This is a genomic window from Paenibacillus sp. YSY-4.3, from assembly GCF_054767475.1.
Genome location: NZ_BAABMC010000010.1, coordinates 35,635 through 61,311, shown reverse-complemented (window position 1 = coordinate 61,311; position 25,677 = coordinate 35,635). Strand labels below are relative to the sequence as shown.

Annotated in this window: 18 protein-coding genes; 3 read left to right on the top strand and 15 right to left on the bottom strand. The window is 50.5% G+C overall.

The window, feature by feature from the left end:
- Positions 1 to 33: 33 nt before the first annotated feature.
- The 7 genes from ACYUJT_RS22680 to ACYUJT_RS22650 form a co-directional block, all read right to left on the bottom strand.
- Entirely contained in the window at positions 34 to 1,524 is a 1,491-nt protein-coding gene (locus ACYUJT_RS22680) for a glycoside hydrolase family 43 protein (RefSeq protein ID WP_460326835.1), read from the bottom strand.
- 41 nt (positions 1,525 to 1,565) lie between these two features.
- Positions 1,566 to 2,447 (bottom strand): carbohydrate ABC transporter permease, encoded by an 882-nt coding sequence (locus ACYUJT_RS22675; protein WP_460326635.1) that lies wholly within the window; start codon positions 2,445 to 2,447, stop codon positions 1,566 to 1,568.
- 11 nt (positions 2,448 to 2,458) lie between these two features.
- Positions 2,459 to 3,358: an ABC transporter permease gene (locus ACYUJT_RS22670; protein ID WP_460326833.1), complete on the bottom strand. Its 900-nt coding sequence runs from the start codon at positions 3,356 to 3,358 to the stop codon at positions 2,459 to 2,461.
- A 102-nt stretch (positions 3,359 to 3,460) separates the two neighbouring features.
- The gene (locus ACYUJT_RS22665) at positions 3,461 to 5,119 is read right to left on the bottom strand and encodes an extracellular solute-binding protein (RefSeq protein WP_460326633.1); all 1,659 of its coding nucleotides are present in this window, start codon (positions 5,117 to 5,119) and stop codon (positions 3,461 to 3,463) included.
- Between the two features lie 107 nt (positions 5,120 to 5,226).
- Positions 5,227 to 6,891 (bottom strand): response regulator transcription factor, encoded by a 1,665-nt coding sequence (locus ACYUJT_RS22660; RefSeq protein WP_460326630.1) that lies wholly within the window; start codon positions 6,889 to 6,891, stop codon positions 5,227 to 5,229.
- A 1-nt stretch (position 6,892) separates the two neighbouring features.
- Positions 6,893 to 8,626 (bottom strand): sensor histidine kinase, encoded by a 1,734-nt coding sequence (locus tag ACYUJT_RS22655; RefSeq protein WP_460326628.1) that lies wholly within the window; start codon positions 8,624 to 8,626, stop codon positions 6,893 to 6,895.
- An 88-nt stretch (positions 8,627 to 8,714) separates the two neighbouring features.
- Positions 8,715 to 10,853 (bottom strand): glycoside hydrolase family 52 protein, encoded by a 2,139-nt coding sequence (locus ACYUJT_RS22650; RefSeq protein WP_460326626.1) that lies wholly within the window; start codon positions 10,851 to 10,853, stop codon positions 8,715 to 8,717.
- A gap of 194 nt (positions 10,854 to 11,047) precedes the next feature.
- Between ACYUJT_RS22650 and ACYUJT_RS22645 the strand changes: the two genes are divergently transcribed.
- A complete protein-coding gene (locus ACYUJT_RS22645; RefSeq protein WP_460326831.1) occupies positions 11,048 to 12,001 on the top strand; it encodes an AraC family transcriptional regulator in 954 nt (317 codons plus the stop codon).
- A gap of 956 nt (positions 12,002 to 12,957) precedes the next feature.
- On the opposite strand, the gene ACYUJT_RS22640 is transcribed toward ACYUJT_RS22645, so the two are convergent.
- The 6 genes from ACYUJT_RS22640 to ACYUJT_RS22615 form a co-directional block, all read right to left on the bottom strand.
- The gene (locus tag ACYUJT_RS22640; protein ID WP_460326624.1) at positions 12,958 to 13,998 is read right to left on the bottom strand and encodes an NAD(P)-dependent alcohol dehydrogenase; all 1,041 of its coding nucleotides are present in this window, start codon (positions 13,996 to 13,998) and stop codon (positions 12,958 to 12,960) included.
- Positions 13,999 to 14,035: 37 nt separating this feature from the next.
- The gene (locus ACYUJT_RS22635; RefSeq protein WP_460326622.1) at positions 14,036 to 14,584 is read right to left on the bottom strand and encodes a D-lyxose/D-mannose family sugar isomerase; all 549 of its coding nucleotides are present in this window, start codon (positions 14,582 to 14,584) and stop codon (positions 14,036 to 14,038) included.
- A 26-nt stretch (positions 14,585 to 14,610) separates the two neighbouring features.
- Positions 14,611 to 17,127 (bottom strand): glycoside hydrolase family 2 protein, encoded by a 2,517-nt coding sequence (locus tag ACYUJT_RS22630; RefSeq protein ID WP_460326618.1) that lies wholly within the window; start codon positions 17,125 to 17,127, stop codon positions 14,611 to 14,613.
- A gap of 49 nt (positions 17,128 to 17,176) precedes the next feature.
- Complete coding sequence (locus ACYUJT_RS22625) at positions 17,177 to 18,016, bottom strand: carbohydrate ABC transporter permease (protein WP_460326616.1); 840 nt, start codon at positions 18,014 to 18,016, stop codon at positions 17,177 to 17,179.
- On the bottom strand, positions 18,016 to 18,912 hold the full coding sequence (locus ACYUJT_RS22620) for a carbohydrate ABC transporter permease (RefSeq protein WP_460326613.1): 897 nt from the start codon (positions 18,910 to 18,912) through the stop codon (positions 18,016 to 18,018). The genes ACYUJT_RS22625 and ACYUJT_RS22620 overlap by 1 nt, the downstream gene beginning before the upstream one ends.
- Before the next feature lie 82 nt (positions 18,913 to 18,994).
- The gene (locus ACYUJT_RS22615) at positions 18,995 to 20,359 is read right to left on the bottom strand and encodes an ABC transporter substrate-binding protein (RefSeq protein WP_460326611.1); all 1,365 of its coding nucleotides are present in this window, start codon (positions 20,357 to 20,359) and stop codon (positions 18,995 to 18,997) included.
- Between the two features lie 281 nt (positions 20,360 to 20,640).
- On the opposite strand from ACYUJT_RS22615, the gene ACYUJT_RS22610 reads away from it, so the two are divergent.
- Both ACYUJT_RS22610 and ACYUJT_RS22605 read left to right on the top strand, forming a co-directional pair.
- Positions 20,641 to 22,368, top strand: a complete 1,728-nt coding sequence (locus tag ACYUJT_RS22610; RefSeq protein WP_460326828.1) for a sensor histidine kinase — start codon at positions 20,641 to 20,643, stop codon at positions 22,366 to 22,368.
- 18 nt (positions 22,369 to 22,386) lie between these two features.
- Complete coding sequence (locus ACYUJT_RS22605) at positions 22,387 to 23,907, top strand: response regulator (RefSeq protein ID WP_460326609.1); 1,521 nt, start codon at positions 22,387 to 22,389, stop codon at positions 23,905 to 23,907.
- A gap of 82 nt (positions 23,908 to 23,989) precedes the next feature.
- On the opposite strand, the gene ACYUJT_RS22600 is transcribed toward ACYUJT_RS22605, so the two are convergent.
- Positions 23,990 to 24,796, bottom strand: coding sequence for a carbohydrate ABC transporter permease (locus tag ACYUJT_RS22600; protein WP_460326607.1), 807 nt, complete (start codon positions 24,794 to 24,796; stop codon positions 23,990 to 23,992).
- Entirely contained in the window at positions 24,793 to 25,668 is an 876-nt protein-coding gene (locus ACYUJT_RS22595; RefSeq protein WP_460326605.1) for a carbohydrate ABC transporter permease, read from the bottom strand. The genes ACYUJT_RS22600 and ACYUJT_RS22595 overlap by 4 nt, the downstream gene beginning before the upstream one ends.
- Positions 25,669 to 25,677 lie beyond the last annotated feature (9 nt).

The following is a 25,677-nucleotide window of genomic DNA, read 5'->3' as shown; positions in this document are numbered from 1 at the left end:
ATAGAATTAAGCGCTGTGTACTCCCTTACCCGCTTACGCCCACGGGCCATCGTGCTCGTAGCGGAAACCTTGAAAGTCGGCTCTGCCGCCTTTCTCTCCGGTCGTATAACTAAACAATGCGACTCTCGCTCCCTTCCAGAAACCTGCGCCCATGCGGCACTCGCCGCCTAACGGCATGAACGTTATCCCATCCAGACTGAAGAAGAAATTGGTCTCGCCCGTTAAATCGATATGACTCTTCAACCAGACCGTCTCGCCCGCAAGCTTCGGACCGTGGAACACCGTTCCGCCTGTAACGGCTTGAAGATAATTGCCGCCTTCCTCTGTCATGATGCCGATCCAGTTCTCTTCCCGGGCGCAGAGGAAGGCCAATCCTGCCCGCTGTCCCGGATTCATATGCAGGACGCTAAGCTCGGTACATACAATGCCTTTGCTTCCGATCAGCTTCTGGGTCAAAGTATTCCTCGCCTGCAGAAGCTCCGGCGCCTGCATCGCCTTCAGCCGCAAATAACCCGGCCTTTCTCGCAATGACCAGCCGTCATTAACCGGATTATGATTCCACTGCCACTGCAGGCCGAGCTCCGGCCCCGCAAACGTATCCGAGGTCTGCGGCAGCCGCACCGGATGGCGCCCGGCAACGGACGGCTTCGCATACACGGTTACAGGCTCTCCGGCCGCGCCGATGACGGGCCAGTCGTCCACCCACTCCACCGGTTGCAGGTGACACACCCTTCCGATCACACCCGCGCTCTGGAAGTGCATGAACCACGATTCCCCGCTGTCCAATTCCACCAATGCCCCCTGATGCGGGCCGTTGATATCGGTAGCCCCCTTCTGGAGGACGACCCGGCGTTCATACGGTCCGTAGATATCCCTGGCCCGAAGCACAGTTTGCCAGCCTGTCTCTACACCGCCCTCGGGAATAACCAAATAATAATACCCGTTTCTCTTATATATTTTCGTTCCTTCGGCAATTTTCCCTACATAGACAATCACGCCGTCATCCAGCAGCATCCTGCCGTCCGCACTCATGCGGTGAATAATAATCGGGCCGGCGCCAACGGTGCTGTGACCCAGATAGGCATTGCCGTCGTCGTCCCAGAACGGGCAGGGATCCTCCCAGCCGGCGACGCGTTTCACCTCATGAAGCGGGCTCCAGGGACCGGCCGGATCCTCGGCCGTGCTCATGTACAGCCCTTCATCCGGCGTACAGAAATATACATAGAACAGCCCGTCATGATAGCGGAGCGCAGGCGCCCAGCTCCCTTTGGCATAAGCCCGCATTTCGTCATACGCCGGATCGATATCCAGCCGTTCGTATACTTTGCCGATGATCGACCAGTTGACTAGATCCTTCGAATGCAGCACCGGCATGCCCATAAAATGAAAATCCGAGCACACCATATAGAAATCATCGCCCACGCGGATGGCGTCCGGATCGGAGAAATCCGCATTAAGCACAGGATTGCGATAATAGCCGTTGCCAAGATCTCCCCACGTAGGCATTGTCATCGTTCGGTTCATATCCACCCTTTTTCCACTCCTTTATTTTAAAAGCCTTATCCTTATCCCTTCACACTTCCAAACACAAGCCCCTTCATGAAATACTTCTGCAGGAACGGATAAATGATCAGAACCGGGAAGGCAGCCAAAAATACCTGAGCCGATTTAAACGTCCGGTTCGAAATCTCCGACATATCTAGCAGCTCATTTGAGCTAACGATGCTCGGATCCACCTCGATGATGATCGTCTGCAAATAGCTCTGCAGCGGATAATTGGAAGGCGAGTTCATATAGATCAAGCCGTCAAACCAAGAGTTCCAGTGTCCTACCAGGACAAACAGCGAAATGGTCGCTAAAGCAGGCTTGGACAGCGGACAATAGATGCTCCACAGTACGCGCCAATGCCCGGCCCCGTCGATATAAGCCGCCTCCTCAATTTCTTTGGGCAGATTGCGGAAGAAATTCATCAGCAGGATGACATTGAAGACGGGTACAGCTCCAGGCAGTACAAGCGCCCAGACTGTATCCAGCAGCCCCAAGGACTTGATCGTCATGTAAGTCGGAATCAGCCCGCCGTGGAACAACATCGTAATGATGAAAAACCAGGCGTACACGTTCCGCATTCCGAGCGCCTTTTTCTCCTTAGAGAGCGGATAGGCGATCGAAATGGTAATGAGCATGTTGACGATATAGCCGAGCAGCACTCGTTTGCCTGAAACGAAAAAGCCGGTCAGAAATTCACTTTTATTCAGCGCATATTTATATGAGGCGACCGTAAAATCAACGGGCCACAGTTTAACATATCCGGCAGCGGCGGCGCTGCTGGAGCTGAAGGATATGGCGAGCACGTTGATTAACGGCAGTATGCATACAATGGCGGTAACGGTTAACAGGATATAGTTGAACGTCAGAAATATTTTTCGGCTGATTGATGGTTTATGCATGCTTCTCCCTCCTAGAAAACCCTGTATCCGGCGTACTTGTTAGCCAGCTTGTTGGACAGGACAATCAAGACGAAGGAGATGAGCGATTTGAACAAGCCAACCGCCGTCGCCACGCCGTATTGCGCGTCCACGAGACCGATCCGGTACACTAGTGTATCGATGATGTCCCCCGTGCTGTAGACCATAGGGCTGTACAGGTTGAACACCTGTTCAAAGCCCGCATTGAGCACATTCCCCAAGCTCAGCACGGTCATCAGCGTGATGATCGGCAGCATGCCAGGCAGCGTGATGTGGATCGTCTGCTTCCAGCGGTTCGCGCCGTCCATGGTAGCCGCTTCATACAGGCTCTGATCAATTCCCGTCAAAGCGGCCAAATATACGATCGTGCCGTAGCCAAAGGTTTTCCAGGTATCGGTCAGGACAAGCGTATAAGGGAACCACTTATCATCCCCTAGGAAAAAGATCGGCTTAATGCCGAACACACCCAGGAATTCATTCACGATCCCGCTCGAAGGAGATAATATATCGATCAGAATCCCGCCCAGGATAACCCAGGACAAGAAGTAAGGAAAATAAATAATCGTTTGGATCGTGCGTTTGAAAAAGGCTCCGGCCAGCTCATTGAGCAGCAGCGCAAATATAATCGGGACAATCAGTCCCGCGATAATTTTCAAAATAGCGATAAATACGGTATTCCACAGTACACTCGTAAAGTTCGGCATATCCAGCATGTAGCGGAAGTTGTCCAGACCGATCCATTTCGAGTTGAAGATCCCTTTGGAGGGAACGAACTTCTGAAAAGCGATCACCGTCCCCAAAATCGGGACATAGCTAAAAATTACAGTTAAAATAATGCCGGGTAAAATCATCAAATGCAGAGGAATTTCCTGCAGTTTCTTCTTCAATCCCATCGCGGCTCCTCCATTCATATCCATGCTGACAATAAAAAGGGAAAATAGAGTTGCCCCTTTCTTCCCTTTTCATCGTCCTCTTATCCAATCCGTGCCCGACTTCTATTTGTTTTTCTCAGCCCATTCATTGACTTCCTTCGTAATTTGCTCTCCGCCAAGCTTCTTCCAGTCCTCCACGAACTTGTCGAAGTTGTCGAGCGACTGCCCCATGATGATTTTGGTGAATACCTCTTCCTCCATCTTATCCAGCGTAGCAAGCTTCTCGACCATCGTCGGCGTTGGCGCCCCGTAGAAGGCATCGAAAATATAGTTGTCCCCTTGGACGTAATGATCGATCACGTCGAAGCTGCTTGGCGAGCCGAATACGCGTTCCGTTCCCCAGTTGGCTTTGTTGCCGCCCCGGTAGTCGACGATTCTATCGTAGTAGCCCTTTTCCTCTACAGACAGCTCGGACGGGTCATTCGCCTCCAGAGCCTTCATCGTATTCAAATGCGCGTTCAGGTTTTTCTTGGCCGGGTCGGCGCTGATCAAGCTGTACAGATAGACCGGAATGTTCGTATCGGTAATCCCGAATTTGCTGTTCTCTTGGGCCACTTCCGGGTCATAGCCCTGCATGCTGAAGTTCAGCAGCTTGATAATCGCTTCCGGATGCTTGCTGTCCTTGCTCACCCCGTAATATCTCGTAATCGGCATTTTGCCAATCGGAGTAGCCTTCTTGTCATCCACGGATACAAGCGGCAAAGCCTTCCACTCAGCCTTCGGATCATTGTCGACATTCTGCTGGATGATGGACAGCGGAGCGGACATGGAACCGTAGAACATGCCTACCTTGCCGCTTGCCACAGATTCGGTAACCTTGGCGCGATCCTTCACGCCAAACTCTCTATCCAGTATGCCTTTGGCGTACAAATCCTGAAGCTGCTGGAGCGCGTCCTTCACACCGGGCTGAATGCTGCCGTACACGAGCTGACCGGAATCGTCCTTCACCCATTTGCCCGGATTCACGTGGTAACCAGAGAAATATCCCGACGTACCGAAATGAGCATCCGTCAAAAATGTTTTGGTGAAGGCAAGGCCAAACGTATCGTCTTTGCTGTTGCCATCCGGGTCATTCTTTGTAAATGCTTCCGCAATCGCAAGCACATCCTGCATCGTCTGTGGCTCAGGCAGCCCGAGCTTCTCCAGCCAGTCGGTACGGACATACAAGATTGGCAATCCGTCTACTGCGGAGGAAGTATGAGGGATGGCCATCAATTTGCCGCCGATCTTCGCGGTGTTGAAGCTGGCTTCATCCTGCAGCATGATTTCCTTCGTGATTGGCGATGCGTATTTCTCGAACAAGTCCGTCAAATCGTACAGCATGTCGTTCTCCGCCAGATCGGTCAGCTGCTTATTCTTCAGCCACATAATATCGGGCAAGTCCCCGGAGGCGATCGACACGTTCATCTTCTGATCGAACTGCTCGACGGGAACCGTCCAGACATATTTCAAATTGATGCCAAGATCGCTTAAATAAGTGCGGGTATAAATATTGTCTTCGATCGTATCATTGTTTTCGTACTTGTAAGTTGACTCGGTATAACGCCATGCCGTAATGTCTGCGGGCGGATCATATTTCGCCATCAAATCTACATCCGTCTTGGCCGGATCAGGAGCGGCTGCGGGCGAGTTCGCTTCCTTTGCGCCTCCGCAGGCCGTGAGCAGCACGAAGCCTGCCAAGCATAGAATTGCCGATTTTTTCATTGTTCTTCTCTTTGTCATATGAACCTCCCTGAAAGTTTTAAGTTGTTTAGGGCCCTTATATCTACAATGTTAGATTTGAAACCGCTCTCATTCAATATTCATCTCTTGACATTTGAATCAGCTGTTTACCTGTTGAATATGGTGGCTCGATATTCCTGAGGCGTCATATGCGTCGCCTTGCGGAAGGAACGCGTAAAGTTCGTGGCCGTCCCGTATCCGACAAGCTCCGCCACATCCTGGATCTTTACGTCCGGATTTTCCAGCAGCCGCTTGGCCCTCGTCATTCGGCACGCCGAGATGTATTCGGATAAATTCGTGCCAGTCACCTGTTTGAACAGCCGGGACAGGTAGGACGGGTTGAAATAAACCAACTCCGCCAGCCGGACCAGCGATATCTCATCGGGATCATGCAAATGGTCCTGCACATGCTTCTGAATGACGGTAATGACGTCCCTTGCCCGTCTCTCCTCCTCCTGACTCTGGAGGTCGAACAGCATGTCCCCGACATGAAGCAAATAGTCAAAAGCGTGCCGCCAAGACTCATGCTCCCCCGGCTGCATCAGCTTGTGCAGGCCGATTCGGCCCGCTGCTGTCTCTACCAGCTTCCAGCGATTCATGTAAGAGAGGAATACCAGTCCAATGGAATAGTACAGCTCTTGGGCCGGAACATGATGCATACTGTCGATGTCGGCCAGCGTTGCCGCGCAATCGAGCAGGATAGCTCTGAATTCAACTCGCTGCCCGTGCTCCAATTGATCGGCAAGCACAGTCAGCTTGGCATGACGCAGAAGCGGCTTCTCGCGTTGTCCGTCCCCCGGCAGTCGGAGCTCCTGCTCAATCATCTGCTTATCAAGAAGCAGCATGCCGCAGCCTTGCCCGATCCGGTAATTCATCAGCATATTCAGCGTGGAGAAGCGCTCCGCCGCATTCTCCCACATCACCGGGCTATCGTCGAGCACGAACGACAGCACTTCGCCGAGGGACTCGCGGCACGCCGACTGGATCAGCTCCAGATTGCCCTTCATAAACGTCAATGCCCGTTCCCAGCCCTCGGCTTCGCCGCTTTCTTGAAGCGGCTGAATAAGCCAAACCGGATCCATGCTCTCACTGACCACATCGATGAACGAGACGCGGGCGGACAAATACTGATTGGCTATGAGCCTGATTCTATAGAGCTGCCTGGATTTCGTCGCATAGGTTAGCCCGCTGGCGAAGCTGTTGACCCTGCCCAGCATGATGAGAACAGGACGGTCCGCGCGCAGCGGAATCGCCAATTCATCGAACTGCTTCTGGTGGATCTCCTGCACGCCGATCTGCTCGTTCAAAATTCCTTTGACGTAATCTTTTTGCAGCAATTCCCTTGTCGCATCAAGCTGCTCCTGCGCCTTCTGGAGCAACGCCTCCGCCTTCAGCTCCGTCTCAATATCCACAGCCGCCTGCTCGACCATTTGGATCACTTTCTCATAGCCTTCGGTCTTCAATAAATAGCTGACCCCTTCATACTGGAAGGCCGAGTAAATATAAGAAAACTCATTATGTCCCGTCAGGAAAATAACCCTGCAGCTAGGCCATCTCTCTCTGATCTTGTCCAGCAGCTCAAGTCCGCTAAGGCCCGGCATCCGGATATCCGTAAGCACGATATCAAACCGCGTCCGGTCGAACAGCCGCACCGCCTCATCTCCGGAATAGGCTTTGTACACATCCAGCTCCAGCTGAGGCAGATTCGACAGAACCTCATATAGCCCGTCCGCTATAATCATTTCGTCATCAACAACCAAAAGTCTGTACATATTACATTCCTCCATCTGAAATCACGATCCGAATCGTCGCCTTCAATCCACCCAATTTGCTTCGCTCCATATATAATCCGCTGTTCTGCCCGAACTTCAGGCGGATTCTCTGATGTATGTTGAGCAGCCCCGTTGTCTCCGTCTCATCCGGACGGGACAGACATTCGTTCAAAGAGCGGATTTGCTCATCATCCAGCTCCTCGCCGTTATCCTCTACGATCAGCAAAAGCTCGTTTTCAGTTCTGACAAAATGCACGCTTAAAATTCCGTTCGCGCTTCTTTTCTCCAGAGCGTATTTGAATGCGTTCTCAATAATCGGCTGCAAAATCAGCCTTGGCACCATAATATGTCCCACATTCTCCGGCAGCTCGCCAAATTCAATCCGGTTGCGCTTCGCGAACCGCATCGCCTGGATTTCGGAGTACACCTTGGCGTGATTGATTTCCCTTCCCAACAGCACCTCATCGGAATCGCCCCGCGTAATGAATTGGAAATACTCTCCGAGCTGATTCGTGAACCGCTCTAGATTGTCGTAATCGCCCAGCCGCGTCATTGTGTTAAGAATGAAGAAGCTGTTGTACAGGAAATGCGGGTTGATTTGGGACTGCAGTTGCTTCAGTTCGGCCTTATGCGTCAATAGCTGCTGTTTGTACACCTGGTCGATCAGGGACTTTAAATTTTCCAGCATGGCGTTAAAACGCGTATAAATATATTGGAACTCATCATTGAAATCATGGTCGATCTGCTCGTTGAAATCGCCGTGCTCGACTTTGCGGAAAGCCTTAACCAGCTTGTACAGCGGCTTGTGAATGTACTTGTAGACGTAAAGGGAATAAACGACGATAATGGCGAAGGACACGAGCAGCAGCAAAACGAACCAGCTCCGGTACTTTTCGAGCGGTTGGAATACGGCATGGACCGGAACGTATTTGCTGAGCACCGCCCCGAAGAAATGCGAGTAGCTGTATACGGCCAAATACTGCTTATCCGTAATCGTCACGGTCTGCGCCGTGTTGGGATCGACATCGCTTAACATTTGCGATGCGGCCGCAAGGTCGAAGTGGGCGTCATGGCTGGTCGTGATTTCAAACTGCGAGCTTTTAAAAACCAGTCCCTCCCCCGGGGAGTTGACCATCTTCTTCAAATTTTCCTTTAGCTTATCTTTAGAAATTTCGATGACCACGATAAAGATCGGCCACTTCTTGCTCTCCGGCGTAACGAAAGGATACGAGGCGATCAAATAGGTTTTACCGTTCATATTGATCAGCTTCGAATCCAGAGATAGCGGAATATTCTTAAAATCGTTATATTCCTCCGGATTGAGCGAGGAAATCGTTAGAGCAGATACATTTTTTTGGATCGCCGGAATATGGGCATACACATCGACGATATAGGCGCTGCTGTTCCGTATGGCGTTAAGCCGCTGCTGCAAGCGCAATATGCTCTGCATTTTCTCGATATCATTCATCGATTCCGGGATAGCGCCCAGCGCGTTCAGATTATCATCGCTCAAGACATCATACTGCAGCGTTTGAATTCTTTTGAACTCCTCCTCCAGGCCGCTGTAATATTGCGATACTTGGGAAATCATCGATTTAGAGATTTCGTCCTTCAATGTGCGAACTCCCCAGTTATAGATGATCATGCTGAGAAGATAGAGCGGAAGAAGAATGCAAATAAACGAGAGGATCAGTCTTTTAAGCACGTTTTTTTTCCATGGATGATTCAGGTTCATATTCTCCCTCCCCCATTTAAATAGAAAAGAGCCTTCGCCGTAGGGCAGTGTTCCCTACCGAAGGCCGATGAACTTGTAACGTCAATCATTACGCCTGCTTTTCCGCCGCAGCCTCTTCAAGCCACAATATGGCCGTTACGCCCCGCGGATAATATTTGCTGCCCGTAATTTGCCCCGAGATGATTTGATCGCTCCAGCTCCAGACGGAGAGCTCCGGATGCGTTAGCCATTCCACATGGGCTCTGTCGGCATGGCGGCCCTGTTCATCCCAAGTTAGCCCGAGAATTTGCCGGGCGATGAACTGGCAGAGGTAGATTTTGCTAAGCCAGCTATTGTTGCTCGTCGAGGACAGCTTCCAGCCCCCGTCTTCAAACAGGCAGATGCCGTCCTGCAGCACGCTGCGCAGATGTGTATCCAGCACCCCGATATATTCTCCAAAACGGCCGCTGCGCTCCAATGCATCCGGGCAGCCCGTCACATATGGGAATATCAGTCCTTCAACGGCCGGAATGATTTTGGAATCATTTCCCTCCCCGATAACCGCCGGAATATAACCTTGCTCGGTGACGCTGGCTACTAGCGTTGCTGCACATTTTACAGCCTGTTCCCCTGCGGTCTGAGCTCTCTCAACCATTCCAAACTCGGCAAACAGCTTCTCCATCGCTACATAAGCCGCCCAGCTTTTGCCCGCCAAATAAATATTGTTGCGCGCTTGGCCAAGGGATACGTCCAGGCTGTCATACGTAGTAATTTCCGCACCGCCTTTCGTTCGGGTGCTGTCTAGACCCATCATGCCGTTTCGCTGCGCTGGATCGGGATGATCCCGGTTCAGCATGCTGTCGAGACAGCGCTCCATAATGCCGATGTTGTGCGTCATCCATGCAGAGTCCTTCGTCTTGTCGTAATACGCTGCAGCGCAAAGTATCCAATTCACCAGCTGCTCATGAGTCATATGCGAAAAGCAGCCGTCCAGGCCGTATATTTCGTAGGAGGAATGACCCGGACGGGAGACGGAATTATTGACGCCCATGTCATGCGTAAAGCTGATTCCTCCCGGATACTCGGTGTGATCGCCCGGAAATGTTACGGTATCCTCGTAGCTGAAGCGCCCCACGAACATGTCCAGCTCATTGCGCACCGTCCAGGGGTTCATTCGCAGCTCATAAAACAATTGATCCACCGTCAAATCGAAGGTGTTCATCATCCGGTACTCGCCTTCATTGACAATCCAGAAGGGCTCGCCGTTGTAATCAAGCAGCTGCGTGGAGCCGTAATAGCTGCGAATGGCATGGGCCAGCATAAAGGCCTGATCCTCGTTTAAGGAGGATTTATCGATTAAATCATTTGCCTGCTCTGCCTCCTCCTTCAGAACATCAAACCTGGACAAGGCATATTCGGCGACTGATTCGATATTCGGGAAGTAGCGGTTATAGTAATAACTCGCATCGATTCCGGTAGTTACATATCCGGCGCGGTGGAAGCAAACGGCAAAACGATAGGTCTGCTTCGTCCCGGCCGGAACGTCCATCAGCATAGCCCCGGACGAGCCGAGCCCGAAGCCCCAGTTCTCTTCATGCGCCGGTCTGAGAATTTCCTCTATATTGAAGTAGAGCCCGGACTGCGCCGTCCCGCGCTCGGCCGCAATCGCGATGAATCGGCCCTGTCCTATCCCGGACAGCCGATCCGATACATCGTCCAGTCTGCGCATGGAGCCTGCAGGGTCGTTCTTCCGAAAGCCAAAGAAGGCTCGTCTTGACCGGCTGCATCCCGTATTATCCACTTCCATCTCGATGAGAACCGCGGGGACAAGCACATCCTTCAATTCCTGCTCGGTAGCGGTCTCCGGATCGGGAACGGAGCGTACCTGAGAGATAATGCGGAAGGTCAAGCCGCCTGCACTCCAACTGTCGGTCGCGAGCCGGAAATCCCGCTTGATCTCTTCCCGAGGGAAATGATGGATAATTCTCCGTTTCTTTTTGACAGCAGGGTCGTCTTCTTTCTCTACGTCATAACGCTTGCGGTCATCCTCTCCCGTCATTTCATGGAACGGTAACGAATCGTATCCGCTGCCATCCTCCCGTTCAAGGCCAATGTACACATTTTGCATAGGCGACTGGCCCAGCTCCAAATCAAATCCTCCGCCTGCCTCGGGAAAACCTAAGGTAAAACTGGCAAAAGCTCCGATCGGCGAATGATGAGCATTAAAAAACTGGTTTTTTGGCGTCATGCTTCGGACACTCCTTTAATGCGATTCTCCTAAAATCCATAGGGTTCAAAAACTATGGTAAGGCTTACATTCAAGGAGGAACAGGGTCAAACCTTACGACAAAATGGGCAAAACGGACGTCCTCCGTCCAGATTGCCTAATTCCGTATGATATAATAAAGCCACCAATTCAAAGTAGACGAGGTTCCGATCGTGATGGATTATACCGGCATACCTAACACCATGGACAGCATCATGTCCCCGGATATTCAGGCCGCCTTCCGCATCTATGCCACCCACTGGCGCAAAGTCAACGCCGCATGGCGTTATCCCGAGCATCAGCACCGCGCGTTTGAAATCAATATCGTGTTGGAAGGCGAGCAGCATATGACTGTTGCCGGCCGCCCCTTCCTGCAGCAAACCGGAGACATCCTGTTCATCCGCCCCGGCGTAGAGCATTCCAGTCAGGGCTCCGGCGGGCCGGAAGGAATGACGTATTACGCCCTTAATTTCGATATCGATGATTCATCCCTAAGGCGCTCCCTGATGATGGCGGATTCGGTCATTCTTACGGGAAATACCGCGGAAATATTGGGCGTTCGGCAGGCGCTCGACGATTTCATCCGTTCGACGATTTCCGGGGAGGCGGATACGCACCGTCAGCGTTTAAATGCGCTTCGCGCCTCCCTCCGGCTGCTCACCGCACTTAGCGGCTGGGCATTATCGGAACTGCCCGATGACCCGCCGGCGTACGAGCCAAGCCCGCCCGAGAACGCGATTCTGCTCGCCAATGCCATTGAAGAGCATCTTGAGGGGCTAGTCTCTGCTTCGGCAGCCGGCGGCGAAGGAAGAGCCGGCATTGAGGACATTGCCGCGAAACTAGGATACAGCCCTGCCCACTGCAACCGCGTATTCCGGCAAGTCTACGGCAAATCGCCGCGCCAGTACTTATCGGGGCTAATTATCCGCCAGGCCAAGCTGCTGCTGCTGAATTACAGCCTGTCCGTGGAGAAAATCGCCCTGCGGCTCGGCTACCGGGATGCCTCCCATTTCAGCAAGCAGTTTAAACGCTGGACAGGCCTTTCTCCGCAGGGCTATCGCAAGCTCAATCATCCCGATCGCCGGGAGATCGATGCCGAGCGACATTATCGCGACAATCCGTTTGTTTAAAAATAAGTGTTCAAAAAGTAAGTCTTTCAGCACCGAAGCGTATGCTTCCGATGTGCGTTTTTTCAAAACGCCTTAGGTTGGATGAAGCTAGAGGCTGAGGAGCGGAGCTGCACGTTTTCGAAGAAAACGACTCCGAAAACATATGCTTGGCGAAACCTACGTGAGCACCTAAAATGTTTCCGTAGGAAACATACTTCGAAAGCATTAGCTTGTCTCGGCTGAATTCAAGATTCGATGTCGAATACACTCCCTGTTTTACTTCGTGATCAAAGATTGACTTTTTGACAACTTCTTAAAGAGTGGAAAATAATAACGATCTACGGGCCGCTGTTATCCGCTATTTGCCTTGATTAGATTTTGATGTAACAAATGGCTCCTAAAGGCGGACGCAAACTCCCTACGACTCGTTATTCTTTTCCTGGAGGCAGGAAGAAAGTAAGATAATAAATGGATTTCATGTATCTAATTATGCTCTAAACGAATGCTTAAGGGGATTAGATGGATTTTATGCAGCTATAATCAAGAATCCATTCCATGATTGGCAATTTTCCTAATTCTAACGACATGAAATCCATTTAAATTTACATTTTCTTCTTGACCGTAGAAACTAACTACTATAAATCCATTTAAACAAGGGTTGAACTATTAAAAGGGTGCAGGATAAGCAGTAAGTGGATACGATGTAAAGCCTTCGCCATTATAAAAGTGCAAATCGAGGATATCGGCGCTTCCTGTTACGCGGCCTGCCCAAAGTAAACCTAGAGGTCGGGCGGTATTCACTTGCCCATAATAATGCTCAAATGGGCCACCATGAAGCAAAAAGCGCAAATTCAGGGGCTGGTATAGCCCGAGAACTTGCGCCTTTTTTCGTAAAAGTGAAATAGTGTTTCTCGCTACAACTGTTCCTGCTTTGAGAAAACTACTAATAGAACAGTCCCTTGCATCTTCCTATTGGATTAATCGATTTTAATCACGATTTTTACGACATCGTTTTTCCGGTTGATATTGACGTCAAACGCCTCGGCAATTTCACCGAAGCTGTACTCGTGGGTAACGATGCCGGACACGTCGATGAGCCCTTCGGCCATCGCCTTGATCGCCTGCGGATAGATGTTCCGGTAGCGGAACACGGTTTTGATTTCCGCCTCCTTGCCCAGCAGCTTGGCGAAGTTGTATTCAATGGTATCCTGCGGAGCCATGCCGACCAGGACGACGGTACCGCCCCGCTTGACCATATACGCTGTCTGCTGAACGGTTTTTACCGCTCCAGCGGTCTCCATCACGATATCTACGCCTTCGCTGTCCGTCAGCTCGTCAATCAGCTTGACCGCATCCCTCTCGGCCGCGTTGATGACTCGCGTTGCGCCAAGCTCCAGCGCTTTATCCAGCCGCTTCGGAATGACGTCCACGACGGTAATGTCGATGGCGCCAAACGCTTTGGAAGCCAACAATGTCGTCAGCCCAATGCAGCCTGCGCCAAGAATGACCACGGAACTGCCGAGCGTGACGCCGCCCTGCTTGGCGGCATGCATGCCGACCGAAAGCGGCTCGACGAGTGCGCCCTCTCTGGTCGTAATGTGATCAGGAAGCTTGAACGCCATGTTCTCCGGAAATGCAATGTAGTTTTCAAAGCAGCCATGGTAGGGCGGCGTAGCGAGAAATTCAACGTCAGGACAAAGATTGTAGCGCCCGCTTTTGCAAAATTCGCATTGCCCGCAGGTCACGCCCGGCTCCAGAGCTACACGGTCTCCTACCTGCAGCTGCTTGACGTCCTTACCGATAGCGACGACCGTGCCTGCGCACTCGTGCCCGAGAATAAAATCGCCGTTGACAATAAAGTCGCCGATTTTGCCATGCTCGTAATAATGCACGTCCGATCCGCAAATGCCGACGTATTCAAGCTTGACGAGCACTTCCTTCTCTTTCGGCTCGGGCACCGGAATATCGCGGATTTCCATTTGCTTCAGGCCGGTCATAAATGCTGCGCGATTGTTCAACAGAAACGCCTCCATCTTGCGTTATTATTTCAATTCATCAGTCCTCGATGCGAGGAATCCGGTCAATGCGGGGATCGGCAAAAATATCGTATTCGTCAAGGCTCCTGGTGCTGAATTCGGAAACGACCGCACCTGCCGGGCCTGCCTGAAACCAGTGCTTCGTATTCGGGTAAATCGTGTATTGCTCGCCCTCGTTCAACACGATTTCATGGAATACGGAATAGTGCTCTTTACCGCTCTCCGGCAGAATGCCGTGAATATTCGAGCTGGGCTCACCTTCCACATACAGGTACACCGTGCCATATCGGCAGCGGAAGGTCTCTTCCTTGCCCGGATAATTCAGTTCAGGAATCGCCGGGTGCCTGTGCTCGGGACAGGTCTGTCCCGGCAGAAGCACCATCTCCTTCGCGCAGCAGCGGTCGGTATTGATTAGGGTGACGATGGAGAGCCCCACCTGCGCGAATTGATCCAGCCCGAAGTCGGCGATCTCCAAATTCTCTTTCTCCTGTTCGGTCAGCACGATATGGGCCTTGTCGTAATAATCCAGAATAAGCGGCTTAAACTGCTGATATACTGATTTTTTCATAACGGCCGCACCCTCCTTATCTCCTATTATCTAACAGAAGCAAACTTGAGCGATTCGCCGCCCGCGGAATAGACAGTTATCGTCTTCACCTCACCCGGCAGCAGATCGAAGTAGAGGTCAGAGCAATCATAACCGCCCGCAACGTATACGCCATGCGCATAACCTTTGCTGGTCAGCGTAATTTTGCGATCCGTTCCTACCTGCTCATCACTCACCATTTCAAGCGGTGATGGATCGAATACCATCGTTTTCATATCGCCCGTCCGCAGGGATATCGAGTTCACCGTATCGGAATCTGGAATCAGCATAATGCTGCCCTTGGTATAATCCTGATCCGGCAGTTTCTCCGTGAGGAGGTAAACCCGGCTATGCGGCTCAAGAGAAATTTCCAGCGTTCTCGTCTGCCGAACTGTTCCATCGAACGAAATATAGCCGTATTCCGCCTGAAAACTCACCTTTTCTGCCGTATCATTCATCCCTTGAACAACGACGTTTCCGTCCACCACGCGCATCGACAGCTTCGTATGAGCCAGAGCGCGTTTTACGCCATAGTACGGGATTTTGCGGTTCAGATAATAATCGATGATCGTCCAGCCGACCTCGCCCCAGGCATCGTTGTACATCCAGAATAACGCGCCGCCGCAATCCTCCTTGAATCGTATCGCTTCCAGTGAATACTCAAGCATCAGCGAGTGCACCATGCCGCCGTAAAGCAGATAGTCCTCGATAGACAAATTGTCCGTGCGGTCAAGGTAGTTTTTAGCGATACCCGTTACGACAGTGCCTTTTTCAAACACATTGCAGTGCATTTGCCACACTTCGCTGTTGAAGTCGATTTCTTCCCCGCCCAAATATTTCTTCGTGCTCTCCAGAGAACAAGGGCCGACGAAGCCATATTCGCTTACGAATTTGGAATTCACCGTATCGAAGTCCATCGGCTCGATGCGCTCGTCCATATTGAGGCTCATGAAGGCGTTATGCCAGCGATGGACATCTCCGACCGTATCGTCGTTCGGAAGCGCCCCGCCGTACGGCGAGCTGTTCCAGTAAGGTATATGGGAGCAGTTGTTGTACATGATCTCTTTGGCGAGAATGTTCGCGATGTACATGCCGTACTGCTTCTCATGCTTGAACTCAATCTGCCATCTCGGATTGTCATATTTGTTAAAGATCCAGTGCACCTCGTTGGTTCCGCAAAACAATGCAATGGATGCCCGGTTACGGAGGCGCTTGGTCTGATAGTCCATCTCAGCCCGCATCTCATCGCGGAATTCCCGTTTGTGGTCAGGATAAGTGGAGCATGCCATCATGAAATCCTGCCACACCAGCAGGCCGTTCCGGTCGCACAGATCGTAGAAAATATCCCGCTCAAACAGCCCGCCGCCCCAGACGCGCAGCATGTTGAAGTTCGCTTCCACCGCCTCGCGGATCAAGGTCTCGTACTTCTCGTCGGTAACACGCGCATGGATGAAATCAGCCGGAACCCAGTTGCCCCCTTTGCTGAAAATAGGAACGCCGTTGACGATCAGCCGGAAATTGCGCTCTTCGCCGCGCAGAATTGACGTGTCCAGCTCGACCGTCCGGATGCCAAATTGGAATGCGGGATATTCGGTCTTCGCATTCGCGCTCGCTGCGGATACCCGCACATCGTACAGCGGATGATCCCCATGCCCCGCAGGCCACCACAATCGGGCATTTTCCACCTCAAGATCCACGTCAAAGTAGTTCGTGCCAGAGGTCAGGAGCTGGTTCTCGAGCTTCTTCGTCACGCAGGATTGCCCGTCATAGGAAATGTCGATCTGCAGATCGCAGTTTATCGTCCCGATGATGTCCAGGTTCTCGATGTTAACGGTCGCTTTAAGCCGGGCAGTTGGGGCGGCACTGACGGTAACAAGCTTCACCTCGCGAATCGCGATCTCTTTCTCGCAGCGCAGATATGCGTTTCCGCCAAGTCCGCAGGTAACGACGCGCGGTCCCCAGTCCCAGCCTACCGTATATTGCGGACGCCTTACGTAGGAACGGCGATAGTCGCCGCGGTCTTTGCCGCCGTTGTCGTATTCGCGGCAGGTCGCCCAGTTGAGCTCCGACAGATCGTTGTCGGTAACGTCCTCCAGCCCGGTAGTGACGCGCACCGTAAGTGTGTTTTTCCCGGCGGTCAGAATGTCCTTTATATTGCGGACGAACGGATAATGTACGTTGCGGTGGCTGCCAACATATTGATCGTTTACGAAAATATCGCTGTTCGTGTCGATCGTTTCGATGACGAGCTCGATAATGTCATTGTCAAAGTCAATACCTGCGCCATCGAATTCTTTGGTGTACCACCAGGAACGCTGTTCGATCCATTCGCTGGCGAGCGCATGATCGGACTCAAGCGGCTCCTGGATGATGCCATGCTCAATTAGAGGAATGCGGACATCCGTCGGAAGCGCGCAAGGATACCAGCCTTCCTTCAAAGCCTTCACAGCGGCCAAGCTGTCTCTGCCCCAGTGCAGCGGCGCCTCATGAAGAAGCCATGCATCGTTTAAGTCAAATCTTTTCATAAGTCTCCCCATCCTTGTTGTGTAGTTGTTGTGTAATTATTGATGTGAATCAACCCTTGACCGAACCAGCGACCATACCCTTGATGATCTGCTTGGAGAACGCGAAATATAAAGCCATGGCGGGAAAAATAGCGATCAGCATCGATGCCATCATTTTCGGATAATCGGTGACAAACTGTCCTTTGAACAATGTAATGCCGACGGGCACAGTCATCAGTGTCTCTTTGCTGATCAAGATCAGCGCGAACGTAAATTCATTCCATACGATAAAAAATTGAATGATGCCGACAGTGAAGAGGATCGGCTGGCACATCGGAAGCACGATGCTGAACAAGGTGCGATGGAAGCTGCAGCCATCGATGTTGGCAGCCTCCTCCACTTCAATGGGAATGCTTCGCACATAACTCTCTACCAGGAAAATCGCAATCGGCAAACCAAAAGCCGCATAAGGCAAAATCAGCGTGTACCATTGATCGCCCATCCCGGTTTTCGTAAACAGCACGTACATCGGAACCATTAAAGCATGAATCGGAACAAGCATCCCGAGCAGGTAGTAGTTGTAAAGCGCATTTTTTCCTTTAAACCGGAAGCGGGAAAGAAAGTAACCGATAATAAAGCCAAGAATCAGGATGATAGCCAGCGACAGCACGCTATTCCGGATGGTGTTGCCCATCCATAGCAAAATTTTGCTCTTGGTCAGAATCGCAATGTACTGCTGAAAGTTCGGGTTATGCGGTAATGAAATCGGGTTGGCGTAAAACTCGGCCTTCCCTTTCAGCGATGAATAGAATAGCCATATCGCCGGAAAAATGCAGGTAATGGAGAAAACGGCCAAAACCAGATTAGGGACCAACCCGGACAAAAAACGGCGTTTACTGCTCTCCCCCATCACTCCACCTCCTTGTCCTTCGTAAAGCTCAGCAGCAGCCATCTCGTTCCGGCGATAAATATCAGGCTCAGAATCAGAATGCCAATCGACATCGCGCTGCCGTAACCCATCTTATAGCTGAGGAAGGACGTCTTATAAGCGTTTAGCGCCATCACGTTGCTTGAAGTCCCCGGCCCTCCGCCAGTCATCACATAGATGTGATCGAAGACCTTCATCGTCCCTGCGATACAGAGCGTCACACAGACGACCAGCGTATTCTTTACGAGAGGAAGTGTAATATGGACCGCCTTCTTCCAGCCGTTCGCCCCGTCGATCTCTGCCATTTCCAGCACCTGCGGGTCAATGGCTGCTAGAGCGGAGAGGATAATGATCATGTAGTAACCGATATATTGCCAAATCAAAGGGATGGCGACCAACGTTAGCGAAAGGCTCTCATTGTTCAGCCATGGCTGAATCCATTCCGCTTTTCCGATTTGTTTAAGAAAAATATTGATCAGCCCGTAATTGTAGTCATAGAGCATCGTCCAAATAAAACCGATCACGACCGCCGATAATACCGACGGAAAGTAAGACATCGTTCTGTGAAAAGCCTTGAATCGGACGCCTCTTGTATTCAGCAGTATAGCGAACAGGAAGGCGAAGCCGATTTGTCCGACAATGCACAGCACCGTAAGATAGATGTTGTTAACAAAAGATTGGATGAAAATGTCGTCCTTAGCCAGAGCCATAAAGTTATCCAAACCGATATAAGTCATTTTCGTCCCGCCCGACCAGTCAAAGAACCCGTAATAAAATGCCAGCACGATCGGAACGAATACGATAAAGGTGTACAGGATAAAGCCCGGCAGCATGTACAATATGAAAGCCTTCCTTGACGGACGAATTGCCTGGTTCATGTCGCTGCTTCCTCCTTCATTAACGCATGGATGCAAACTGCTGGCACGCCGGTGGTGCCAGCAGCTTGAACCATCACGGCGGTTACAAGCCTTCCTGCCCGGATTGAAGCTGCGCGGCCAGATCTTGGCCTGTTTTCGTACCGTTCAGCACTTCCTGCAAACCTGTATTCATGCTTTCAATAATCGAGCCTTCCATCAGCATGTCGTAAATCGGTGTGAACGTCAGGAAGCCGGTCAATGCGGCAAAATCCTGCGTCAATTGCGGGAACTGCGTCAAATCGGTGCCTTCAATCAGGCTTGGGCCAGTCATGCCGTATTTTTCAGCATAAACTCTGGAAAAGTCATAACCTGCCGTGCTGAATAAGAAGTCCATAGCCGCATCAAGCTTCGCGCCTTCCAGATTTTTGTTGATCGCAACATACCAGCCGGCTCCGCCGGAGATCGTATTACTATCGCCCTTTCCACCATCAACTGGCGGCAGGATCGCAACCTTGGTCTGACTCAGTACTTCCTCCGAGGCATTGGACAGCAGGTAGCTAAGCGCCCAATGACCGTCAATTGTAGCAGCCGCCCTGCCCTGTGCGTAATATTCCTCAGCCTGCGCATTGGAGATGATATTGAAATCAGGGTTAAACACCTTGTTAGCCGCAATATTCCGCATCTGATCGAGTGCGCTTACAAACTCAGGATCGGTAAACTTCGCATTGCCATCGCGGCCTATAATAGAATTCGTCCAATCTGTACCTGTGAAACGGTCGCCGATAGTCGATAGGATGCTGGATTCTGCCGGCCATTTGTCTTTGTTGCCAAGTGCGATGGCCGAGATTCCTTTTTCATTAAATTTCTCGGCGGCCTTGTAAATGTCTTCCCAATTGTCTGGAAAACGGTCATAGCCGATTTCTTTCCACATTTGTTCGTTATAAAAAACAACCGAGGTGATCGACAACTGATTCGGAATACCATAAATGTTACCGTCGCGGGTAGCTGCATCAAACACGCCTTTGCGGAACTGGTCTTTGTGCTCGTACTTGTCTAAATAATCGTTGATTGGCATCAACAGATTGTTATTGGCAAAGTTGCTCACCCAGGAGCCTTTTAAGAAGAAGATGTCCGGTATTTCGTTGACGGCGGCCTGCGCCTGGATTTTTGTCGAATAATCCGCCTGCGACATGACCGACTGAACCAGATTGACATTCGGATTGTTCGCTTCCCACTCTTCAACAAGTGTCATGTAGCTGTCCATTTCTGCGCTAGTTGGGCGTTCCTCCTCCAAATAATAATGTGAGAAGGTCAATTGGATCTGTTCTCCCTTTGCGCCGCTCGCGCCGGAGTTTCCAGGGGTCGTGCTGCCATTGCCGCTTCCACCGCTGCCGCTGCCGCAGGCGGAAAGGATCAGCGAAAGAGCTGCCAGAAATGAGATGATTTGCATGATCTTTTTCTTGTTCATGTTGCCCCTCCAAAATGTATATTTGATTTCATAACCTAACTATAAAAGACGTGAGATTTATTTTGTATCCGCTTTCTTGTCTTCATTATCCTCGTATTTTGTCATAATCAAAAGAAAAATCGGAGCAAGCTCTGCTTTTGTTGCGAACTATATCCTTAAAATTTGATATATATCTCAAAACATGACCATCTCATTAAATTAGCATAGGACAATTGACACCTGTCCGGCGCAATGACAGAATAAATTCATAACATCAAGAGGGGGAGGCTGCGCCTGTGACCATGCGTAAGAAGCTCATGCTGTTCTTCATCTGCCTCGTGATGATCCCGATTCTCACGATTTATGCTGTAGCGATCAATATCTTTTATGAAAGCACGAAAAATGATTTGCAAGCGCTTTTTTCGAACCATATCCATGGAATCGGGAAAAGCGCGGATCAATTTTTTACCGATGCGCTGGACCTTACGACCTATCCATTAATGGAAACGAATCTGAAAGCCTTCTTAAGCAAGCCGAAGGATGATGAGAACTATTTCACGCTGACCAGCAACGCCAATAGCATTTTGCTCTCCATGCCCTACGGTTTTTCCAACGGCATTCGCGGCATTTCTCTCCTTTCACAGGATCAAGCCTTCATTAATGTAGGCATTTCGCTAAAAATATCGAAAGAAGAGCTGGAAGCCGCACGAGCCGGTGAATCGAGGCCCTATTGGGATTATCGCGACAACCATATTACGCTAACCCGTCTGCTGAGAAATCCGAGCAATTTGTCCGAGGAAATCGGCTTTATCAAAATCGCCATGAGCAGGAAGCAGCTTATCGATACCCTGATGTCGGATCGGATCAATCACGATATTTCCTATTTTATAATTGATGAAAATAACAAGATCCTCGCAGATACGAGTTCCGGTCAGAGCTACGCCAATTTGAAAGAAGATATTTCCTATCAGCATCTTCTCCAGTTGGCCTCAAGCTCGGCCAACACGCAAATCAACGGGCAATACTTCATTTCTGCCCACAAAATAGAACGAACCCCGTTCGTTCTATACAGCATCGTAAAACCGAATATTCTGACTATTATTAAGGAAACTCTGCTTAAGGGCTTGTCGCTGACCGTGGTGCTTGTACTCCTGTTTACACTGCTATTGTCCTTCACTTTTTCCCAGATCATCACGGCCCCGCTTGTCAAGTTAGGCAAGCGCATGAAATCGATCACAAACGAGGATTTCTCCGTGCGCATCGATGTGAAGAGAAATGATGAAATTTCGGTGCTGGCCAACAATTTCAACCGTATGGCGCAGCGGCTGGACTTTCTGTATAAGGAAGTCTACATGGGGAATTTGAAATTACAGCAAGCACAGCTAAGCGCCCTGCAAACACAGATCAACCCCCATTTTTTATATAACACGCTGGACACGATCTACTGGATGTCGGAGATGGGCGATACCAAAAATGTCAGCTCCATGGTTTCAAATATGTCGAAAATGATGCGCATGACGCTCTCCCCCAACAATAGTGACATGGTGACGCTGGCGGAAGAGCTGGAGCATCTAAGCTGCTACATCCATATCCAACGAATCCGCTACGGCGACCAGTTCGTGTTCGAAATCGATTGTCCGGAGCATTTGAAGTCTTATTACGTTCTGCGCCTTCTGCTGCAGCCGCTGGTGGAAAATGCATTGCTCCACGGTCTGAAGAACAGCACCCATGGCATCGTAAAGGTGCGAATTTATGAAAACGAAAATACGCTCGTTTACGAGGTGATGAACAATGGCACACCGGTGGACGTCACTGAAATTAACCGTCTGCTGGAGGAAGAGGGCAGCGGCATGCGTGGATTTGCTTTACGGAACATTAAGGAACGAATCGCTCTGAAAAATGGAAAGGGCTTTCATCTCGGTTGTTTTTTGCATGACGGATTCAGCGTCTTCCAAATTACGCAAAAGCTAAGGATTGAAGATGCCGATTCCAGTGAAATTACGCCTTCGGACTACAACAATGAAAAATAAGGATAAGGGGCTGAAGACATGATAAAAATCCTGCTCGTTGACGACGAGGCATTTATCCGTCAGGGAATCCGCTATACGATTCCGTGGGAAGAGAACGGGATGGAAATTGTCGGAGAAGCAGCTAACGGAGAAGATGGCTTGAAGCTGGCCATTCAGCTCTCCCCCGATATCGTTTTTGCAGACATCCAGATGCCGATGATGAGCGGAATTGAGCTGGCCAGAAAATTAAACGAGTATTTGCCGCGCACGAAGGTGATCATCCTCTCCGCATATGGCAATACCGAAAACTTTACCCGTGCGATTGAAGTGAAGGTAAGCTCCTTTGTTCTGAAAAATGCCGATTCCGGCAAAATATTAGAGGCCGCCCTCCGGGCAAAGGACGCAATTTCGGAAGAAAAGGCCACGTTTGGACGCCAGGCGCTTATGCAGACGATTTATAAGGAAAATCAGCATTTGATTAAGTCCGCCTTGTTTGCGAAATTTTTAAAAAGCGAAACCCCGTTGAACACTTTTCAAAAAAAGGCCGAAAAACTGGATCTGCCGCTGCTGGGCCCCTGCTATTCAATATTGCTCGCCCGCTGTGTTGCGAACGATGACTGGCTAGTGTACAACCATTTTGCACAAGCTTTTCAGGAGCTCGAGCCCTTCGTATTCTTTATTGACGACGGCAAGCTTGTGACGGTGTTGAATGTCGATGCACAGGGTGTTTCGGAGGAGGTTATGGACAAAGCGCTCGCCAATCTCAAACCTTATATTTTTGGCAACAGTATGGTGTTAATGAACCGCATCGAGTCGCTGGACAAGTTCTCTGGCTCCTATGCGCTGCTGGACAGTGCGTTGGATGCTTGCTTCTGGAACACGGAGCAGGAATATATGGAGGTTACGCCAAAAGATATATTTCCTAACGTTGGGCTAAGTGAAGTCCGCAATAGCGAGAGCAAGGTCATCTCTGCGGTATTGTCCAAAAATGCTGCCCTTATTGAAAACGCTATCCAAGAATACGCCGAGTTTATGCGCCAAAATGCCGTCTCGCGATCGCGCTTTTTGGAATCGGTGAACCGGATTATCGTGCTGATGGAAGCGGTAATGGAAAGGCAAAACGACGCCCGCAAAACGGCGGAAATTATTGCCGAAACCGAAACGCCAGAGGAAATTATTGAGCTGATGCTAAGTCTGGCCAAACCGAACATGGAGACGGATTATAAAAATGTGCAGTTTGCAGCCGCACTGGATTATATCAGCCAGAATTATAACAAAGATCTTAAACTAACTGATGTCGCAAAGGCTGTTTACATTTCCACCGGTTATTTGAGCAGGATCTTCAAAAGCGAAACCGGTTATTCCTTTAAAGAGTGGGTGAACCGTATCCGCATCGAAAAAGCGAAGGAACTTATTCTTAACAGCGATTTGAAATATTACGAAATCGCCGAACTCGTAGGGTACAACGATTACAAGTATTTCTCCGCCTATTTCAGCAAATTATGCGGGATCAGCGCCAAGGAATATAAAGTGCTGAACAGCCCGATGCTTCATCGTTGAATCAGCTCCTATTGGGACTTTAAAAAAACAGGGCTTCCCGCAGTCGTTCATGACTGATGGGAAAGCCCTGTTTTTTCGTCCGCTATTTCACCGAACCCAGCATACCCTGTACAAATTGCTTCTGCAGCAGGAAGAATATCAGCACCGTCGGCAGCGTCGTAATGACGATGGCCACCATAATGATTCCGTAGTCCGGATTATAGGAGGAAGCCAGCGACGATACGACCAGCGGCAGCGTCTTCTTGTCTTGCGTCTGCAATGCGATCAGCGGCCAGAGGAAGCTGTTCCAGTAGTTCATGAACGTAATGATGGCCGCGGCTGCATAGGTCGGTTTCATCGTCGGGACATAGACTTGGGCGAACAAGCGCCACTCGCCTAATCCGTCGACCCGCCCAGCCTGCAGCAGCTCGCGCGGAAATGACTTCGTATTCTGCATGAAGAAGAAGATCATGAACGCCGTCGTGATCGAAGGCAGGATGACCGCCGTCGGCGTATTCAGCATGCCCATGTTGCTGAACATGCGGAACAACGGAATCATGACGGCCGCAAACGGCATCATCATGGAGAGTATGAGCACGCCGAACAGCCTGTCTTTACCTTTGGAGCGGTAAATTTCAAAGCCGTATCCGGCCATGGAGCTCAAGACCAGCGTTCCAATCGTGCCAATGACTGCGATCAGCGCGGAGTTCCCGAAGGCAGCCCCCAAATTCGTCATATCCAGCAGCTTGGTCAAGTTGCTCTGCAGCATCGAGCCGAAGCTGAACTTGCCTTTCACGATATCCGAAGATGTGTTGGTCATCCCAATCAGCATCCAGACGAAGGGAAACAGAGAAATGACGGACGCGATAATCAGGAACAAATGAATGCCCAGCGAGCTTAATTTTCTCATTGTTTCTCACCCCCGACTTTGAGCTGAAGGAAGGCCAGCACAGCTACCATAATTACGATCGCATAGGACACCGTTGCCGCATAACCGAAGTTAGGCGTATAAACGAAGGAAAGATTGTAGATGTACTGGGAAATCGTCATCGTCGAGTTGCCCGGACCGCCGTTCGTAATGTTGACGACCTCATCGAACAACTGCAGTGTCCCGTTCGTAGAAATAATCGCCGTAAACAAAATAATCGGCTTTAACATCGGAACGGTAATGCTGAAAAATTGCCGCGTCTTCGACGCTCCGTCAATCGAAGCAGCCTCATAGACGCTTGGATCGATGTTTTGCATCGCTGACAGATAGAAAATCATGTTATAGCCCGTCCAGCGCCAGGTAATCGCCGCAATGATGACGATTTTCGCCCATACCGGATCCATGAGCCAGGCAACCGGCTCTTGGATCAGATGGATGGACATCAGCATCCGGTTCAGGATGCCGTCGACGGCAAAGATACTCTTGAACAGCACCGCATAAGATACAAGCGATGTTACGCAGGGCAGAAATATGGCCGTACGATAAAACCCTTTGAAGCGGAGCTTCGGCATGTTCAGAAAATAAGCGATCACCAGCCCGAGCATCAGCATGATCGGCACTTGGACAATCAGGTATAACAGCGTATTAAGCACCGCTTGCTTGAACATCGGATCCGAAAACAAGCGCACATAGTTGGCCAATCCTACATATTGATACACCGATCCTTTGCCGGACTGAAACGACAAGAGCAAGGATTGCAGCATGGGATAGAAGCTGAACAACAGAATAAGCGCTGAAGGCAGGAGCACAAACTGCCATCCCATCAAAGAAGATTTATTCCATTTACTGCCCATTGGTTACCA

What these genes read in the sequence shown, in the direction of transcription:
- ACYUJT_RS22680 (WP_460326835.1), bottom strand. Translation starts at nt 1,524, where the DNA reads ATGAACCGAACGATGACAATGCCTACGTGGGGAGATCTTGGCAACGGC.
- ACYUJT_RS22675 (WP_460326635.1), bottom strand. Translation starts at nt 2,447, where the DNA reads ATGCATAAACCATCAATCAGCCGAAAAATATTTCTGACGTTCAACTAT.
- ACYUJT_RS22670 (WP_460326833.1), bottom strand. Translation starts at nt 3,358, where the DNA reads ATGGGATTGAAGAAGAAACTGCAGGAAATTCCTCTGCATTTGATGATT.
- ACYUJT_RS22665 (WP_460326633.1), bottom strand. Translation starts at nt 5,119, where the DNA reads ATGACAAAGAGAAGAACAATGAAAAAATCGGCAATTCTATGCTTGGCA.
- ACYUJT_RS22660 (WP_460326630.1), bottom strand. Translation starts at nt 6,891, where the DNA reads ATGTACAGACTTTTGGTTGTTGATGACGAAATGATTATAGCGGACGGG.
- ACYUJT_RS22655 (WP_460326628.1), bottom strand. Translation starts at nt 8,626, where the DNA reads ATGAACCTGAATCATCCATGGAAAAAAAACGTGCTTAAAAGACTGATC.
- ACYUJT_RS22650 (WP_460326626.1), bottom strand. Translation starts at nt 10,853, where the DNA reads ATGACGCCAAAAAACCAGTTTTTTAATGCTCATCATTCGCCGATCGGA.
- ACYUJT_RS22645 (WP_460326831.1), top strand. Translation starts at nt 11,048, where the DNA reads ATGGATTATACCGGCATACCTAACACCATGGACAGCATCATGTCCCCG.
- ACYUJT_RS22635 (WP_460326622.1), bottom strand. Translation starts at nt 14,584, where the DNA reads ATGAAAAAATCAGTATATCAGCAGTTTAAGCCGCTTATTCTGGATTAT.
- ACYUJT_RS22630 (WP_460326618.1), bottom strand. Translation starts at nt 17,127, where the DNA reads ATGAAAAGATTTGACTTAAACGATGCATGGCTTCTTCATGAGGCGCCG.
- ACYUJT_RS22625 (WP_460326616.1), bottom strand. Translation starts at nt 18,016, where the DNA reads ATGGGGGAGAGCAGTAAACGCCGTTTTTTGTCCGGGTTGGTCCCTAAT.
- ACYUJT_RS22620 (WP_460326613.1), bottom strand. Translation starts at nt 18,912, where the DNA reads ATGAACCAGGCAATTCGTCCGTCAAGGAAGGCTTTCATATTGTACATG.
- ACYUJT_RS22615 (WP_460326611.1), bottom strand. Translation starts at nt 20,359, where the DNA reads ATGAACAAGAAAAAGATCATGCAAATCATCTCATTTCTGGCAGCTCTT.
- ACYUJT_RS22610 (WP_460326828.1), top strand. Translation starts at nt 20,641, where the DNA reads ATGCGTAAGAAGCTCATGCTGTTCTTCATCTGCCTCGTGATGATCCCG.
- ACYUJT_RS22605 (WP_460326609.1), top strand. Translation starts at nt 22,387, where the DNA reads ATGATAAAAATCCTGCTCGTTGACGACGAGGCATTTATCCGTCAGGGA.
- ACYUJT_RS22600 (WP_460326607.1), bottom strand. Translation starts at nt 24,796, where the DNA reads ATGAGAAAATTAAGCTCGCTGGGCATTCATTTGTTCCTGATTATCGCG.
- ACYUJT_RS22595 (WP_460326605.1), bottom strand. Translation starts at nt 25,668, where the DNA reads ATGGGCAGTAAATGGAATAAATCTTCTTTGATGGGATGGCAGTTTGTG.